Annotated in this window: 16 protein-coding genes; 7 read left to right on the forward strand and 9 right to left on the reverse strand. The window is 55.1% G+C overall.

Annotated features, from left to right (window positions below; translation table 11 throughout):
• Positions 1–53 precede the first annotated feature (53 nt).
• The 6 genes from OB87_RS00320 to ruvX all read left to right on the forward strand — a co-directional run bounded on the left by OB87_RS00320 (position 54) and on the right by ruvX (position 4295).
• Positions 54–566 carry a SprT family zinc-dependent metalloprotease gene (locus tag OB87_RS00320; RefSeq protein WP_033567458.1) on the forward strand — a complete coding sequence of 171 codons (513 nt, stop codon included), beginning with the start codon at positions 54–56 and terminating at the stop codon, positions 564–566.
• 99 nt (positions 567–665) lie between these two features.
• Positions 666–1364: a deoxyribonuclease I gene (endA, locus tag OB87_RS00325; protein WP_033567459.1), complete on the forward strand. Its 699-nt coding sequence runs from the start codon at positions 666–668 to the stop codon at positions 1362–1364.
• 132 nt (positions 1365–1496) lie between these two features.
• The gene (gene rsmE / locus OB87_RS00330; RefSeq protein WP_033567460.1) at positions 1497–2231 is read left to right on the forward strand and encodes a 16S rRNA (uracil(1498)-N(3))-methyltransferase; all 735 of its coding nucleotides are present in this window, start codon (positions 1497–1499) and stop codon (positions 2229–2231) included.
• 11 nt (positions 2232–2242) lie between these two features.
• Positions 2243–3196: a glutathione synthase gene (gene gshB, locus OB87_RS00335; protein WP_033567461.1), complete on the forward strand. Its 954-nt coding sequence runs from the start codon at positions 2243–2245 to the stop codon at positions 3194–3196.
• A gap of 104 nt (positions 3197–3300) precedes the next feature.
• Positions 3301–3864, forward strand: coding sequence for a YqgE/AlgH family protein (locus OB87_RS00340; RefSeq protein ID WP_033567462.1), 564 nt, complete (start codon positions 3301–3303; stop codon positions 3862–3864).
• Positions 3864–4295, forward strand: a complete 432-nt coding sequence (ruvX, locus tag OB87_RS00345) for a Holliday junction resolvase RuvX (RefSeq protein ID WP_033567463.1) — start codon at positions 3864–3866, stop codon at positions 4293–4295. The genes OB87_RS00340 and ruvX overlap by 1 nt, the downstream gene beginning before the upstream one ends.
• A 101-nt stretch (positions 4296–4396) precedes the next feature.
• On the opposite strand, the gene fbp is transcribed toward ruvX, so the two are convergent.
• Positions 4397–5401 (reverse strand): class 1 fructose-bisphosphatase, encoded by a 1005-nt coding sequence (fbp, locus tag OB87_RS00350; protein ID WP_033567464.1) that lies wholly within the window; start codon positions 5399–5401, stop codon positions 4397–4399.
• A gap of 170 nt (positions 5402–5571) precedes the next feature.
• Between fbp and mpl the strand changes: the two genes are divergently transcribed.
• Complete coding sequence (mpl, locus tag OB87_RS00355; RefSeq protein ID WP_033567465.1) at positions 5572–6954, forward strand: UDP-N-acetylmuramate:L-alanyl-gamma-D-glutamyl-meso-diaminopimelate ligase; 1383 nt, start codon at positions 5572–5574, stop codon at positions 6952–6954.
• A 105-nt stretch (positions 6955–7059) separates the two neighbouring features.
• Here mpl and OB87_RS00360 read toward each other — a convergent pair whose 3' ends face one another.
• The 8 genes from OB87_RS00360 to mutL form a co-directional block, all read right to left on the reverse strand.
• Positions 7060–8358: an adenylosuccinate synthase gene (locus OB87_RS00360; protein ID WP_033567466.1), complete on the reverse strand. Its 1299-nt coding sequence runs from the start codon at positions 8356–8358 to the stop codon at positions 7060–7062.
• A gap of 99 nt (positions 8359–8457) precedes the next feature.
• Entirely contained in the window at positions 8458–8658 is a 201-nt protein-coding gene (locus OB87_RS00365; protein ID WP_033567467.1) for a DUF2065 domain-containing protein, read from the reverse strand.
• 60 nt (positions 8659–8718) lie between these two features.
• On the reverse strand, positions 8719–9714 hold the full coding sequence (hflC, locus tag OB87_RS00370) for a protease modulator HflC (RefSeq protein WP_033567468.1): 996 nt from the start codon (positions 9712–9714) through the stop codon (positions 8719–8721).
• 3 nt (positions 9715–9717) lie between these two features.
• The gene (hflK, locus tag OB87_RS00375) at positions 9718–10983 is read right to left on the reverse strand and encodes an FtsH protease activity modulator HflK (RefSeq protein ID WP_033567469.1); all 1266 of its coding nucleotides are present in this window, start codon (positions 10981–10983) and stop codon (positions 9718–9720) included.
• 72 nt (positions 10984–11055) lie between these two features.
• The gene (gene hflX, locus OB87_RS00380; RefSeq protein WP_033567470.1) at positions 11056–12336 is read right to left on the reverse strand and encodes a ribosome rescue GTPase HflX; all 1281 of its coding nucleotides are present in this window, start codon (positions 12334–12336) and stop codon (positions 11056–11058) included.
• A gap of 89 nt (positions 12337–12425) precedes the next feature.
• On the reverse strand, positions 12426–12725 hold the full coding sequence (hfq, locus tag OB87_RS00385) for an RNA chaperone Hfq (RefSeq protein ID WP_033567471.1): 300 nt from the start codon (positions 12723–12725) through the stop codon (positions 12426–12428).
• Between the two features lie 126 nt (positions 12726–12851).
• On the reverse strand, positions 12852–13793 hold the full coding sequence (gene miaA / locus OB87_RS00390) for a tRNA (adenosine(37)-N6)-dimethylallyltransferase MiaA (protein ID WP_033567472.1): 942 nt from the start codon (positions 13791–13793) through the stop codon (positions 12852–12854).
• Positions 13786–15726: a DNA mismatch repair endonuclease MutL gene (mutL, locus tag OB87_RS00395; protein ID WP_033567473.1), complete on the reverse strand. Its 1941-nt coding sequence runs from the start codon at positions 15724–15726 to the stop codon at positions 13786–13788. The genes miaA and mutL overlap by 8 nt, the downstream gene beginning before the upstream one ends.
• Positions 15727–15742 lie beyond the last annotated feature (16 nt).

Consider the following 15742-nt stretch of genomic DNA (forward strand, 5'->3'; position numbering starts at 1 on the left):
GGCCGCCGACAGGCGTTATTGCATCCGGCCCGCCCAGACCGTAAGCTGCCAGCATGAACACGCCACGACTCTCTATCGCCCTGCAGCAAGCGGTGATGCGCTGTCTGCGGGAAAAACTCCAACAGGCCAACAGGGTATTAGGCTGTAATTATCCCGAACCCGTCATCAACTATCAGCAACGCGGCTCCACTGCGGGTAGCGCCTGGCTAACAACGTGGGAAATCCGCCTTAATCCGGTCTTGTTGCAGGAAAACCAGCAGGCATTCATTGATGAAGTGGTCCCGCATGAGCTGGCGCATCTGCTGGTATACGCCCGTTTCGGCAAAACCGCGCCGCATGGCCGGGAATGGCGCTGGATGATGGAAAACGTACTGAACGTACCCGCCCGCCGGACCCATCAATTTGCGCTCGCCTCGGTGCAGGGCAAAACGTTCCCTTATCAGTGCGCCTGCCGCCGACATGAACTCACGCTGCGCCGCCATAATCGCGTCGTTCGGGGCGAGTCGGAATACCGTTGCCGGTCTTGCGGCGAGCGGTTACGCGCCATCGTAACAAACTCTGTTTAAACCAGAAATCCAGCGTTTCATGCTGTCTTTTTTACGTTTGCCTGCATGGTGTTCTTCAGGTACGCTGCCCACTTTCAACCCTGCTGGTGATTCTGGAATATGCTTCGCAATCTTGTCATTTTCGCAGTGTTAGGCGCAGGCCTGACAACGCTGGCCGCCGCCGGTCAGAACATCAACAATTTTACGCAGGCCAAGGCTGCTGCCGCTAAAATCCATCAGGATGCACCCGGCACCTTCTATTGCGGCTGTAAGATCAACTGGCAGGGCAAAAAAGGGACGCCGGACCTGGCTTCCTGCGGTTATCAGGTACGTAAAGACGCCAACCGTGCCAGCCGTATCGAGTGGGAACACGTGGTGCCAGCGTGGCAGTTTGGTCACCAGCGCCAGTGCTGGCAGGACGGTGGGCGCAAAAACTGCACCAAAGACGACGTTTACCGCCAGATAGAAACCGACTTGCACAACCTGCAGCCAGCGATTGGCGAAGTGAACGGCGATCGCGGCAACTTTATGTACAGCCAGTGGAATGGCGGCGAACGTCAGTACGGTCAATGCGAGATGAAAATTGATTTTAAAAATCAGTTGGCGGAGCCGCCCGAACGTGCCCGTGGCGCGATCGCCCGCACCTACTTCTATATGCGTGACCGTTACAACCTGAACCTGTCCCGCCAGCAAACCCAGCTGTTTGACGTCTGGAACAAGCAGTATCCGGTCACGACGTGGGAGTGCACCCGCGAAAAACGCATCGCCGCCGTACAGGGCAACCATAACCCATACGTGCAACAGGCTTGCCAGCCCTGACGCCGCTCCCTACTATAACGGCTTGTCTCTTATAATGATTGCCTGCCGTTGTCGCCACCGTCGCCGCACGGTGGCTGACGCACGCCGGGCCATTCGCCATCCGACTGATAACCACGTAAGGCCAGATTATTCATGCGAATACCGCGCATTTTTCATCCCGACACGCTTGCCCCGCAGGGGGGAGAAACGGATTTGAGCGAAGACGCCGCCAACCATGTGGGCCGGGTGCTCCGCATGAGTGCCGGGCAGACGTTGCAATTGTTCGACGACAGCAACCAGGTCTTTGACGCCGAGATTTTGCAGGCAGGGAAAAAAAGTGTGCGGGTCCGCTATGCCGCTGGGCAGGCCGAAAACCGGGAATCGCCGTTACACCTGCACCTGGGCCAGGTGATGTCGCGTGGCGAGAAAATGGAGTTCACCATCCAAAAATCCATTGAGCTGGGGGTGAATGTCATCACCCCGCTGCTCTCCGAACGCTGCGGCGTCAAACTGGACGGCGAACGGCTGGAGAAGAAAATCGCGCAGTGGCAGAAAATCGCCATTGCCGCCTGTGAACAATGCGGCAGAAATCGCGTGCCAGAAATTCGCCCCGTTCAGACACTGGAAAGCTGGTGCGCAGAACCAGACAATGGGTTAAAACTGAATCTACATCCACGGGCAGCGAACAGTATCAACACGCTACCGTTGCCGGTCTCGCGCATCCGGCTGCTGATTGGCCCGGAAGGCGGGCTGTCGACAGACGAAATCGCCATGACTGCAACCCAGGGTTTTACTGATATTCTGCTGGGGCCTCGCGTTCTGCGAACAGAAACCACCGCGCTCACCGCAATCACCGCGCTACAGGTACGATTCGGCGATCTGGGGTAAAGGAGATAACAATGATTAAACTCGGTATCGTGATGGACCCAATCTCGTCCATCAATATCAAGAAAGACACCAGCTTTGCAATGTTGCAGGAAGCGCAGCGTCGTGGCTGGGAACTGCACTATATGGAAATGGGTGACCTCTACCTACATGCGGGCGAAGCTCGCGCCACCACCCGCACGCTGAGCGTTCAGTACGACTACAACGGCTGGTATGACTTCGGTACGACGCAGGACATCGCCCTGCATGAACTGGACGTGGTGCTGATGCGTAAAGACCCGCCGTTCGACACCGAATTTATCTACGCCACCTATATTCTGGAGCGTGCGGAAGAGAAAGGGACACTCATCGTCAATAAGCCACAGAGCCTGCGCGACTGCAACGAGAAACTGTTCACCGCCTGGTTCCCGCAACTCACACCGGATACATTGGTAACTCGCAACGCCGACCGACTGCGTGCGTTCCACCAGCACCATAGCGACGTGATCCTCAAACCGCTCGACGGCATGGGCGGCGCATCAATTTTCCGCCTGAAACCGGAAGACGCCAACGTATCCGTGATCATCGAAACCCTGACCGAACACGGTAGCCGTTACTGCATGGCACAGAATTACCTGCCTGCCATCAAAGACGGTGACAAGCGCGTGCTGGTGGTGGATGGCGAGCCAGTGCCTTACTGCCTGGCCCGTATCCCGAAAAGCGGTGAAACCCGCGGTAACCTGGCAGCCGGTGGTCGTGGCGAAGCCCGCCCGCTCAGCGAAAGTGACTGGCAGATTGCCCGGACTGTAGCCCCAGTGCTGAAACAGAAGGGATTGATCTTCGTCGGACTGGACATCATTGGCGACCGCCTGACTGAAATCAACGTCACCAGCCCGACCTGCGTGCGTGAAATCGAAGCGGCTTACTCGGATGTTTCTATTACCGGTATGCTGATGGACGCCATTGAACGCCGACTAGCTCAGCGTTAACTGATACATGGACCGTATCCCGGTCGGTGATGTATCCCTACCTGGTTCGCTGCCCGGCAGCGAACCAGAAACATCCAATCCGACAGAGAAGCGATAATAAGACAATGAATTTACAGCACCATTTTCTGATTGCGATGCCCTCTCTGCTGGACCCCGTGTTCAAGCGGACGGTGATTTACATCTGCGAGCACAATGAGGACGGCGCCATGGGCCTTATCATCAACAAGCCAATGGAACAGTTCACCGTCGAAAATATCCTCAAAAAACTGAAAATCACGCCTAATCCACGGGATATGGCCATTCGGCTCGACAAGCCGGTCTTTTCCGGCGGTCCGCTGGCGGACGACCGTGGTTTTATCCTGCATACGCCACACCCTGGTTTCGCATCCAGCATCAGCATTTCCGACGAAACCATGATCACCACCTCAAAGGATGTGCTGGAAACGCTTGGGACACCGGAACAACCGAGCAATACACTGGTAGCGCTGGGGTATTCCGCCTGGGAAAGTGGTCAGTTGGAAAACGAGCTGCTGGAAAATGCCTGGCTAACGGTACAGGCAGATCATCATCTGCTGTTCCACACCCCGATAGCCGAGCGTTGGCGCGCCGCCGCCAAAAAACTGGGCATAGATATTCATAATATCGCCGCCGAAGCGGGGCACGCCTGATGGGAAATCGAACTTTACTGGCCTTCGACTTCGGCACCCGTAGCATTGGCGTCGCTATCGGCCAGGAAATCACTGGCACTGCCCGCCCGCTAACCTCACTGAAAGCGCAGGATGGCGTGCCCGACTGGCAGAAAGTGGAAAAGTTGCTCAACGAGTGGCAGCCCTCGCTGATTATCGTCGGCTTGCCGCTGAACATGGACGGCACCGAGCAACCGCTGACCGCTCGGGCGCGCAAATTTTCCCAACGCCTGCATGGCCGTTTCGGCGTCAAGGTTGAGCTGCACGATGAGCGACTCAGCACGGTGGAAGCGCGGGCGGATTTGTTCGAACGTGGCGGGTTTCGGGCGCTGGACAAAAGCAGTGTGGATGCTGCCTCCGCTGTGATTATTCTGGAAAGCTGGTTCGAGCAGCAACTCGACAGACCGCAATAAATCAGACACCGTGGTTCACACCACGCCCTTTCCTAATGCTACCAATGCCATAAACGATTCAGGCCCGCATTCGCGGGCCTGAATTAACTGCTGGCGTGAATTTACGCGTCCGGGTAGTCGCGCAGGAATCCTTCCAGATCTTCCACCATCGACGTATTGCCGACGAAGAACGGCGCACGCTGATGCAGTTTCTGCGGCATGATATCCAGAATACGGTTTTTGCCGTCGCTGGCTTTACCGCCCGCCTGTTCAGCCAAAAACGCCATCGGGTTGCATTCGTACAGCAAACGCAGTTTCCCTTCCGGGTAGCTGGCCGTACTCGGATAGAGATAAATACCGCCTTTCAACAGGTTACGGTGGAAGTCTGCCACCAGCGAACCGATATAACGGGTGGTATACGGACGCTGAGTCGCCTCATCCTGCTCCTGACAGTATTTGATGTACTTCTTCACACCTTGCGGGAATTTAATGTAGTTCCCTTCGTTGATGGAGTACATGTTGCCTTTCTCTGGGAAACATACACGTTCGTGAGACAGGCAGAATACCCCCAGCGACGGGTCATAAGTGAAGGCATGAACACCGTGACCGGTGGTGTACACCAGCATAGTAGAAGAGCCATACACGATATAACCGGCAGCCACCTGTTTGTGGCCAGGCTGGAGGAAATCCTCTTCGCGCACCGGCATACCCAGCGGGGTGATGCGGCGGTAAATGGAGAAAATGGTTCCGACAGAGACGTTAACGTCAATATTGGAAGAACCGTCCAGCGGGTCCATCAATACCACGTATTTGGCGTTTTCAGCGCGCTCACCGTCGAAGATAACAATTTCGTCTTCTTCTTCGGAAGCAATCCCTGCTACCTCGCCACGTGCTTTCAGCGCCGCTTTCAGCTTTTCATTGGCGTACAGATCGAGCTTCATCTGCACTTCGCCCTGAACGTTGGAAACGCCGCTGGTGCCCAGAATATCCACCAGACCAGCTTTGTTGATGTCGCGGTGGATAATCTTCGCACCCAGTTTGATGGCCGACAGCAACGCAGTCAGCTCACCAGTGGCGTGAGAGAAATCGTGCTGTTTTTCGACGATAAATTCGCCTAACGTTTTCATAACACTATTCCAGAATCTACGAATGAAAAGCGGTTTCATTTTTGTACCGCCAGCGTTTGCGTCTGCAGTGTAGCCCAAAGAGAAAGCGAGTACCTAGCAAATCCATTTCTTATGACGTATTCCAGGCGTTAGAATGGACGGCAGACTCTCTGAATATAGATGGAAAACGTATGCGTATTCATATTTTAGGAATCTGTGGCACCTTCATGGGAGGACTGGCGTTGCTGGCCCGATCACAAGGACATCAGGTAACCGGTTCGGATGCTAACGTCTATCCGCCAATGAGTACCTTACTGGAAGAACAAGGGATTACCCTTATCCAGGGATACGACCCAGCGCAGTTGGACCCGGCTCCGGATCTGGTCATCATTGGCAATGCCATGACCCGTGGCAACCCCTGCGTTGAGGCGGTGCTGGAACAAAATATCCCGTATATGTCCGGTCCGCAATGGCTTCATGATCACGTTCTGCGCGAACGCTGGGTGATCGCCGTTGCCGGTACTCACGGCAAAACCACTACTGCGGGTATGGTGACCTGGATTCTGGAAGACTGCGGCTACCAGCCGGGATTCGTCATCGGCGGCGTACCGGGCAACTTCACCGTCTCTGCGCGCCTGGGTGAAAGCCCGTTCTTCGTGGTCGAAGCGGACGAGTATGACTGCGCCTTCTTCGACAAGCGTTCCAAATTCGTGCACTACAGTCCGCGCACGTTAATTCTGAATAATCTGGAATTTGACCACGCGGATATCTTCGACGACCTCAAGGCCATCCAGAAACAGTTCCACCATCTGGTGCGCTTGGTTCCAGGCAAGGGCCGCATCATCGTTCCGTCTCACGACCTGCATTTGAAACAGGTGATGAGCATGGGATGCTGGAGCGAGCAAGAGCTGGTCGGGGAAGAAGGCATCTGGAAAGCGAAAAAAGTCACCACCGACGCCAGTGTGTTTCAGGTGTATCTCAACGAGCAACTGGTTGGGGAAGTCACCTGGAATATGGTGGGCGAACACAACATGCATAACGGCCTGATGGCGATTGCCGCAGCGCGTCATGTTGGCGTCCCGCCAGAAGAAGCCTGCCGCGCACTGAGCGGTTTCATTAACGCCCGTCGGCGGCTGGAACTGCGTGGCAGCGCGCACGGCGTGTCGGTCTATGACGATTTTGCCCACCACCCAACCGCGATCCTCGCTACGCTGGCCGCCTTACGCAGCAAGGTGGGAGGCACCGCGCGGATTCTCGCCGTGCTGGAACCTCGCTCCAACACCATGAAAATGGGTCATTGCAAAAACGAGTTAGCACCGGCGCTGGGCCGCGCTGACGGTGTCTTCCTGTTCCAGCCCCAGCATATTCCCTGGCAGGTGGCTGAAGTGGCTGATGCCTGCGTTCAACCAGCTTACTGGAGCGCAGATATCGACACACTGGTGGAGATGATCAGCAAAACCGCTCAGCCTGGCGACCATATACTGGTAATGAGCAACGGTGGCTTCGGCAATATTCACAACAAACTGCTGGATGCGTTGAACGCCAAAGCGCAGGCAACAGACAACGCGGACTAACGGGGTTATTGCAGGCTGCGTGCATCGCCGACAACCTGTTTGTCGGCGAGCAGATAGCAAAAAGGACGGGCAAGCCCGTCCTTTTTCATGCAGCGACCATCGATATTACGCGTCGAAAGGATCGCGCAGAATCATGGTTTCTTCACGGTCTGGGCCTGTAGAAATGATATCCACCGGCACACCGGTTACTTCTTCAATGCGTTTAATGTAGTTCAACGCAGCCTGCGGCAATTTGCTGTACTCTTTCACACCAAAGGTGCTTTCAGACCAACCCGGCAGCGTTTCATAAATCGGTTCAATGCCTTCCCAGCCATCGGCAGCCAGCGGGGTCACATCGACTTCGCTGCCATCAGGCATACGGTAGCCAATGCAGATTTTCACTTCTTTCAAGCCATCCAGAACGTCCAGCTTGGTCAGGCAGAAACCCGACAGAGAGTTAATCTGCACCGCACGACGCACTGCAACCGCATCCAACCAGCCGGTACGGCGGCGGCGGCCAGTCGTTGCGCCAAATTCGTTGCCTTTCTGCGACAGGTGCTCGCCAACGTCATCGAACAGCTCGGTCGGGAACGGGCCTGCACCAACACGGGTGGAATAGGCTTTAACGATACCCAGCACGTAATCTACATAACGCGGCCCCAGACCAGAACCGGTCGCCACGCCACCAGCGGTGGTGTTGGAAGAGGTTACATACGGATAAGTACCGTGGTCGATGTCCAGCAGCGTGCCCTGCGCGCCTTCAAACATCACCAGATCACCACGTTGATGCGCTTTATGCAGCAGATCGGACACATCCACAACCATCGCGGTCAGGATGTCAGCAACCGCCAGCACGTCGCTCAGTGTTTTCTGGTAATCCACCGCATCAGCTTTGTAGTAATGCACCAGTTGGAAGTTATGGTATTCCATAATTTCTTTCAGCTTGGCGGCAAAACTTTCCCGATCGAACAGGTCGCCAACACGCAAACCACGACGCGCAACCTTATCTTCATATGCCGGGCCGATACCACGACCGGTGGTGCCGATAGCTTTAGCACCGCGCGCTTTTTCACGGGCATTATCCAGCGCCACATGGTACGGCAGAATCAGCGGGCAGGCTTCGGAAAGCAACAGACGCTCACGCACCGGCACGCCACGTGCTTCAAGTGCGGTCATTTCTTTCAGAAGCGCATCCGGTGCCAGCACGACACCGTTACCGATGATGCTGACGACATTTTCGCGCAGAATACCTGAGGGAATTAAATGGAGAACGGTTTTTTCACCGTTGATAACCAGCGTGTGACCAGCATTGTGACCACCCTGGTAGCGCACAACATATTTGGCCCGTTCAGTCAGCAGGTCTACGACCTTGCCTTTACCTTCGTCACCCCATTGGGTGCCCAGTACGACAACGTTCTTACCCATCTCAAGAATCACCAGATTGGTTAAAAATGGATTCTAGCATCTCATCTTTCGGCTTTCAGTACTTTTAGCACACGTTTGCGCACATTTTTAGCGGAAGTTTCAGCCGCCTGCCCGACTACGCAACATGTAGTAGATCACACAGCCTGCAACCACAATCCCACCACCAAACCGACGTAATACATTATCGGGCAATTGTGCCATGGTCAGGATCATCCGCCGCCAAATACGTGGAAACAGCAACGGCCCCAACCCTTCCATGATTAGCACCAATCCCAACGCCAGCCAGATGCTCACATTCATAAAAAACTCCAGACAGAAAAAAGCCCGTAAACACGGGCTTGGTAATGGCGATAAATACGTTTAACGAGTAGAGAGGCTTTTCTCGGGCGATTTCATATAACGGAAGAAATCACTATCGGGGCTCAGCACCAGCACATCCTGATTGGTGCTGTTAAAGCTATTCTCATAAGCTCGCAGGCTACGGATAAAGCCATAAAATGCCGGATCCTGGCTAAACGCACCGGCGAACAGTTTGGCTGCATCAGCATCCCCTTCACCGCGCAGGATTCGCCCCTGACGCTCAGCTTCCGCCAGTGTACGAGTAACCTCATAATCGGCTGCTGCCTTGATTTTCTCGGCCTGCTCCTGACCCTGAGAACGATGACGGCGAGCAACCGCTTCACGCTCCGCACGCATACGCTGGAAGATCGCGTCCGATACTTCAGTTGGCAGGTTGATCTGCTTGATACGCACGTCGATCACCTCGATCCCGAGCGCCGCCATACTGTTAGGGTTAACCCGTGGACCACCGCTGGATGTCTCGCGTTCCACGCGCGCTGCTGCTGAAGCAATCGCGTTATCCGCTTCCGTGGTTTCGCCCGTACCGGCGTTCAGCGCTTCACGCACATCAGACATCAACTGACCGCGAGAATCGGTCACGATACCTTTCACATCCAGACGACCGATCTCGGAACGCAGACGGTCACTGAACTTACGTTTCAACAGGACTTCCGCCTGAGATACATCGCCACCACCGGTAGCCAGGTAGTAACGGCTGAAATCGCTGATACGCCATTTGATATAAGAGTCGACAATCAGGTCTTTCTGCTCTTTGGTAATAAAGCGATCAGCCTGGTTTTCCATGGTCTGGATGCGGGCATCCAGCATTTTTACCGACTCCAGAAACGGAATTTTCACATGCAAGCCAGGTAAATACACCAGTGGCTTGTTTTCATTGTCGCGCAGAACCTTGCCAAAGCGCATCACGATACCGCGCTGACCTTCCTGCACCACAAACAGTGAGGCATAGACCACCAGCAGTAACAGGACAAGAATAAAGAGGACTGACTTACGCATTGATTATTCTCTCCCTACGCGAATGTTCTCGTCACGCTGCGCGTTGGCGCGGCGTTGATCCATAATGTTGCCGTTGCTGCCGGAAGAACGCGGCGCATAGCCGACACCACTACTGTTTGATGAGATTGACGGCAGGCGCAACGGAGCTGGGTTGGCAGCATTGCCGCTCGTCGGTGCACCGGCTGCAACGCCTCCCTGACCACGCATGATTTGATCAAGTGGCAGCACCATCAGATTGTTGCTCTTGTCGCTCACCAACACTTTGTTGGTGTGGCTCAGCACGCGTTCCATCGTCTCAATGTAGAGGCGCTCACGAGTAATTTCCGGTGCGGCTTTGTATTCCGGCAACAGACGCGAGAAACGAGAAACTTCGCCCTGCGCTTCCAGCACGGTACGATCTTTATAAGCGCGGGATTCCTCCAGAATGCGTTGTGCCTGACCATTGGCACGCGGCTGGACTTCGTTGGCGTAAGCTTCCGCCTCACGAATGTACTGCTGCTCGTTTTCACGAGCGGCGATCGCATCGTCGAACGCCGCTTTAACTTCCTCAGGCGGACGAGCGGTCTGGAAGTTCACGTCCAGCAGGGTAATCCCCATGTCATAAGGACGCACGGTTTCTTCCAGCACGCGCTGGGTATCCGTACGCACAATGGTGCGCCCTTCAGTGAGGATTTTATCCATGGTGTATTTGCCGATCACCCCACGCAGCGCGCTGTCGGTGGCCTGACGCAGGCTGTCATCAGCATTGGTGACGCTAAACAGATACTTGTCCGGCTGGGTGACGCGGTACTGGACGTTCATCTCCACCCGCACCACATTCTCATCGGAGGTCAACATAACGCCAGACGTCGCCAATTCGCGGACGGACTCCACGTTGACGGCACGTACCGAATCAACAAAGGTCGGTTTCCAGTTCAGGCCCGGACCAACCAGATGACTGAACTTACCAAAACGGGTGACCACGCCGCGCTCGGCTTCCTTGATGGTATAGAAACCGCTGACGCCCCAAACCACCACAGCCGCCGCCACGACCAGTCCCAGAATACGGCCATTGTTGCCACCGCCTCCCTGAGAACCCGTACCGGAACCAGACGACTTGCCACCCAGTTCGCCGAGCTTTTTGCTCAACTTACGGAAGATATCATCAAGATCAGGCGGCCCCTGATCTCGTCCGCCTTTATTGTTTCCGCCAGAGTTGCCGCTATTGTTATTGCTGCTCCCCCACGGGTCGCGGTCCTGTCCGTTGTTACCGGGCTGATTCCACGCCATGTTTAGCTCCATTCATTATGATAGGTATTTTTCGGGGTCAATGTCCCAGAGTTATGAGACTGTCTGTGTCGCTCAGACAATATAATCCTGCAATTTTTGCTCCTGTTTACACAGGCGCCGCCAGTCGATAATGGGCATTCTGACCACCAACCCTACGCTGCCGTCTTCCTCAATCCATTCTTTTTCTATTGCCTGAAGCTGGTAGAAACGGCTTCTCAGGCGCCCGGCCTGCGGCGGAAGATGCAGAGAATAATGCGCAATCTCTCCGGAAAGCCGTTCAGTCAACGCCTGGAATAATAATGGAATCCCTTCTCCGGTCTGGGCTGAAAGCCATACCCTGATCGGTCGGTTCTCTTCATCACGGTCGATACGCGGTTCAATGTTTTCCAGCCGGTCTATCTTGTTCATGACCAGCAGGAACGGAATGTCGTCTGCTTCAATTTCAGCCAATACGTCATTCACCGCATCAATGTTTTCATCGATGCGAGCGTCAGAAGCATCCACCACATGCAACAGCAACGTCGCTTCGCGGGTTTCCTGCAACGTCGCTTTAAATGCCGCGACCAGATCATGCGGCAGCTCACGGATAAAACCGACGGTATCCGCCAGTACGGTGTCACCGACATCATCCACATTGATGCGTCGCAAGGTCGGATCCAGCGTGGCAAACAGTTGGTCGGCGGCATAGACATCTGCCGATGTCATATGGTTGAACAGGGTCGATTTCCCGGCGTTGGTGTATCCCACCAGCGAAACCGTCGGCACTTCGGCTCGGGTTCGCGCCCGACGCCCCTGCTCACGCTGCTTTTCCACCCTTTCCAGGCGGGACAAGATCTGACTGATGCGGTTACGCAGCAAGCGCCGGTCGGTTTCCAACTGGGTTTCACCCGGCCCGCGCAAACCGATCCCGCCCTTCTGTCTTTCAAGATGGGTCCAGCCACGCACCAAACGCGTTGCCAGGTGGCGCAACTGCGCCAGCTCAACCTGCAATTTCCCCTCATGGGTACGAGCACGCTGAGCAAAGATATCCAAAATCAACCCGGTTCGGTCGATAACCCGGCATTCGCACAGCCGTTCCAGATTACGCTCCTGGGCAGGCGTCAACGCATGATTGAACAACACGACAAAGGCACCGGTTGCTTTGACCGCCGCAGCGATCTCTTCCGCCTTGCCTTCACCGACAAAATATTTAGAGTGCGGTGCCTTGCGGCTGCCGGTAATTACCTGCAACGCGTCTATTCCGGCTGAAGACACCAGAGACTCAAACTCCAGCAGATCCTCAGTATCTTTCTCTTGCGAAAAGTAAATATGAACTAGTATGGCCTGTTCACCGGCTTCATAACGGTCAAACAACCGGGCACCCTCTCAGAAAAAAGCAACCACGGCAGTGAAAGCCGCTGCACTCAGCGCTTTTCCCACCGTGGTAAACGGGTAAGGACGCCTTATTCAGCGTCATCACTTTCCTGCTGCGGCTGTTGCTGCGCAGACTGGTTATTGGCATGGTAGTTATTTGAGCCAGGGTTATTGCTATGATGCGATACCGGGCGAGACGGAACTACCGTAGAAATGGCGTGTTTGTACACCATCTGGCTAACTGTGTTTTTCAGCAGAATCACAAACTGATCGAAAGACTCAATCTGACCTTGCAGTTTGATGCCATTAACCAAATAAATCGAAACCGGAACACGTTCACGACGCAAAGCGTTCAAGAACGGATCTTGCAAAGATTGCCCCTTAGCCATTCTATATTTTCCTTATTTGCTTGTTATTTGTAACAAAGAACCCTGCGGCCCTAAAATAACGTTATAAAAATTTGTGCCGAGAATCAGTCAATTGTAGACACAGGCAATTGTACACAATCGTCTAACCTATGCACTAACAACCTGAATCACCTTGCGTAACGCCTCTCCGGGCTGATCGCTGTCAAGCCAGCAAACATCGTCCCAGCCACGCAACCAGGTCATCTGGCGCTTTGCCAGTTGCCGGGTGGCGCAAATGCCACGATACACCATCTCATCGTAATCGATCTCGCCCGACAAATATGACCACATCTGGCGATACCCAACACAACGGATTGACGGCAACGCAGGATTCAAATCCGGCCGGGCGAACAGCGCCCGAGCCTCTGTTTCAAAACCCGATTCCAACATCTGCCGGAAACGCAACGCTATCCGTTCATGCAACAACTCACGCGTTGCCGGAGCAATCGCAAACTGATGAACACGATAGGGCAATGCTTCACCGGATGTCTTTGTCAACTCGGTTAAAGTGTTACCTGAAACGAAAAAAACTTCCAGTGCCCGAGACAGTCTCTGCGGATCATTTGGATGAATCCGAGCCGCCGATACCGGATCGATGGCACTCAACTGACGATGCAACGCATCCCATCCCTCGGTCCGCGCACGTTCTTCGATTTCCCGCCGTACCTGCACATCCGCCGAGGGTAGCGGCGACAACCCTTCCAGCAGCGCCTTGAAATATAGCATGGTGCCGCCCACCAGCAGCGGAATGCGCCCGGCGGCAGTGATTTCCGCCATCGCCTGCAACGCATCACGCCGGAAATCCGCAGCGGAATAAGCCTCTGCCGGGTCAAGAATATCGAGCAGGCGATGTGGAGCCCGCACCAGCTCTTCCGGACCCGGCTTGGCGGTGCCAATATCCATACCGCGATAGACCAGCGCCGAATCCACGCTAATCAGCTCTACAGGAAGTTGCTCACGCAATGCCATCGCCAGCGCGGTCTTCCCGGATGCCGTCGGCCCCATGATAAAAATAGCGGGCGGATGCTGCGCCGTTTCAAACTCATTCATGTTTCTTCAACGCCCTGATGGCGGATTCAATATCCATCACATATAACAATTCTGACGGCGGCGTTTTTACGTGCAAAGGACATAAACGCTCCACATCAGACAGCAGTTGCACGGCCTGAGCCAGCGTCCAGTTTTCACGCTCGCTGCCAAGTCGCCCTGCTATCCACGCCGCCACCGCATCAGGCTTCACGTCATGAGAATCAGCGAGATAGCCTAGCAGGTCAGAAATCAAGTTTTGTAAATTTTGTTGTCTCAATGGTAAAGGTACAGCCCGCAGCGTAGCGCGCGGCGGTGCCAGTTCTACCTCTATCCCCATACGCGTCAATAACGGTTGTTGCTGCTGCATCACCGCCAGCTCGGATGAGTTCAACGTCAGTCGTTGCGGAATCAACAACGGCTGTGGTCGTAAGCCTTCTCCAGCCTCCAACGGCGTTAACTGAGCTTGCCGAAGGTAACGTTCCGCCACGGTCAACGACAACAATGCCAGGCCATGCTGATACTCCACCAGCGCATAACTGGGCGGATACACCGTCAACACACGTCCCAGCCCCAGAGCATGACTCTCCAACGGCGCTTCACCAACTACCACCGCAGCGTTTACTGTCACATCGTGCTGCCCCGCCGGTACGTCCCTGAGCGGCGGCGTTTCCCGAGCAACCGTGGGCTGCTGCGATGATTCAGTATCGAGTAATTGCTGGTACAGCTCGCCTTGTTTCTTTTGATAACCCGTCGCCTCGTTTCGCGCTGGCTGGCGTTCCCGAGCACGGTAACTGTCTACCTGAAGCTGCTGCCCCGAATTCCCCGACAATACCGTTCTCGGTGTCTGCGGTGCGGTCCCTGCTGGTCGGGCAAACTGGTTTTCACCTGCAGCAGTCCGGTTTTCCGGCTGCCATGCCGTCGCTGGCGTATCACTAACACCATTGAGGCCCGGCGATGCCGCCTGCTGTAATACCGTTATCACCGCCTGATAGATAAAATCGTGCACCAGCCGGGCCTGATGGAAGCGAACCTCATGCTTGGCCGGGTGCACATTGACATCCACCTGGTGGGGGTCAACGTCCAGATACAACACATAGGCTGGCTGCTGTTCATCACGCAGTTGATCCTGATAAGCCTGACGAATTGCATGGTTGATTAAGCGGTCACGCATCATGCGCTGATTAACGTAGCAATACTGCATTTCCGGCAACTGGCGCGACCCGGCCGGATCTGCCACCCAACCGTGAATGTTCAGATCACCATGTTGCCAGGAAACCGCCAGCGCATGTTGCAAAAATGCCGCGCCACAGATACTGCCAAGCCGCCTTTCTCGCTGACTTGACTCCGACACGGCACGATATTGCCGGATAAGCTTACCGTTGTGATGCAGTGTGATCGCCACATCGAAGCGCGCCAGTGCAATGCGTCGCACCACTTCATCGATGTGCATGAATTCCGTTTTTTCAGTGCGCAGAAACTTGCGTCTGGCTGGGGTGTTGTAAAACAGATCCAGGACTTCCAGCGTAGTGCCAACCGGATGCGCCGCCGGTTTGACCGTCACCGCCATCTCTCGCCCTTCCGCGTAAGCCTGCCACGCTTCTGCCTGAGCCTCGGTACGGGAAGTCAGCGTCAGGCGTGAAACCGAACTGATACTGGCCAGCGCTTCCCCTCGAAATCCCAGGCTGACGATCGCTTCCAGATCATCAAGTGTGGCGATCTTGCTGGTAGCGTGACGAGCCAGCGCCAACGCCAGCTCCGTCTTACCAATGCCACAGCCGTTATCCCGAATACGAATCAGCTTTGCGCCGCCACGCTCGATTTCAATATCGATGCGCGTCGCACCCGCATCCAGACTGTTCTCAACCAGCTCCTTAACGACGGAAGCAGGCCGCTCCACCACCTCACCGGCGGCGATCTGGTTCGCCAACTGGGGTGGCAGCACCTGAATCGGCATGGACTCTCCTCGTTTT

Origin of the sequence: Dickeya undicola, assembly GCF_000784735.1 — a bacterium.
Classification (GTDB): domain Bacteria; phylum Pseudomonadota; class Gammaproteobacteria; order Enterobacterales; family Enterobacteriaceae; genus Dickeya; species Dickeya undicola.

Bases quoted from the DNA above. Each gene is read 5' to 3' on its own strand.
- OB87_RS00320 (WP_033567458.1), top strand. From the start codon at position 54: ATGAACACGCCACGACTCTCTATCGCCCTGCAGCAAGCGGTGATGCGC.
- endA (WP_033567459.1), top strand. From the start codon at position 666: ATGCTTCGCAATCTTGTCATTTTCGCAGTGTTAGGCGCAGGCCTGACA.
- rsmE (WP_033567460.1), top strand. From the start codon at position 1,497: ATGCGAATACCGCGCATTTTTCATCCCGACACGCTTGCCCCGCAGGGG.
- gshB (WP_033567461.1), top strand. From the start codon at position 2,243: ATGATTAAACTCGGTATCGTGATGGACCCAATCTCGTCCATCAATATC.
- OB87_RS00340 (WP_033567462.1), top strand. From the start codon at position 3,301: ATGAATTTACAGCACCATTTTCTGATTGCGATGCCCTCTCTGCTGGAC.
- ruvX (WP_033567463.1), top strand. From the start codon at position 3,864: ATGGGAAATCGAACTTTACTGGCCTTCGACTTCGGCACCCGTAGCATT.
- fbp (WP_033567464.1), bottom strand. From the start codon at position 5,401: ATGAAAACGTTAGGCGAATTTATCGTCGAAAAACAGCACGATTTCTCT.
- mpl (WP_033567465.1), top strand. From the start codon at position 5,572: ATGCGTATTCATATTTTAGGAATCTGTGGCACCTTCATGGGAGGACTG.
- OB87_RS00360 (WP_033567466.1), bottom strand. From the start codon at position 8,358: ATGGGTAAGAACGTTGTCGTACTGGGCACCCAATGGGGTGACGAAGGT.
- OB87_RS00365 (WP_033567467.1), bottom strand. From the start codon at position 8,658: ATGAATGTGAGCATCTGGCTGGCGTTGGGATTGGTGCTAATCATGGAA.
- hflC (WP_033567468.1), bottom strand. From the start codon at position 9,714: ATGCGTAAGTCAGTCCTCTTTATTCTTGTCCTGTTACTGCTGGTGGTC.
- hflK (WP_033567469.1), bottom strand. From the start codon at position 10,983: ATGGCGTGGAATCAGCCCGGTAACAACGGACAGGACCGCGACCCGTGG.
- hfq (WP_033567471.1), bottom strand. From the start codon at position 12,725: ATGGCTAAGGGGCAATCTTTGCAAGATCCGTTCTTGAACGCTTTGCGT.
- miaA (WP_033567472.1), bottom strand. From the start codon at position 13,793: ATGAATGAGTTTGAAACGGCGCAGCATCCGCCCGCTATTTTTATCATG.
- mutL (WP_033567473.1), bottom strand. From the start codon at position 15,726: ATGCCGATTCAGGTGCTGCCACCCCAGTTGGCGAACCAGATCGCCGCC.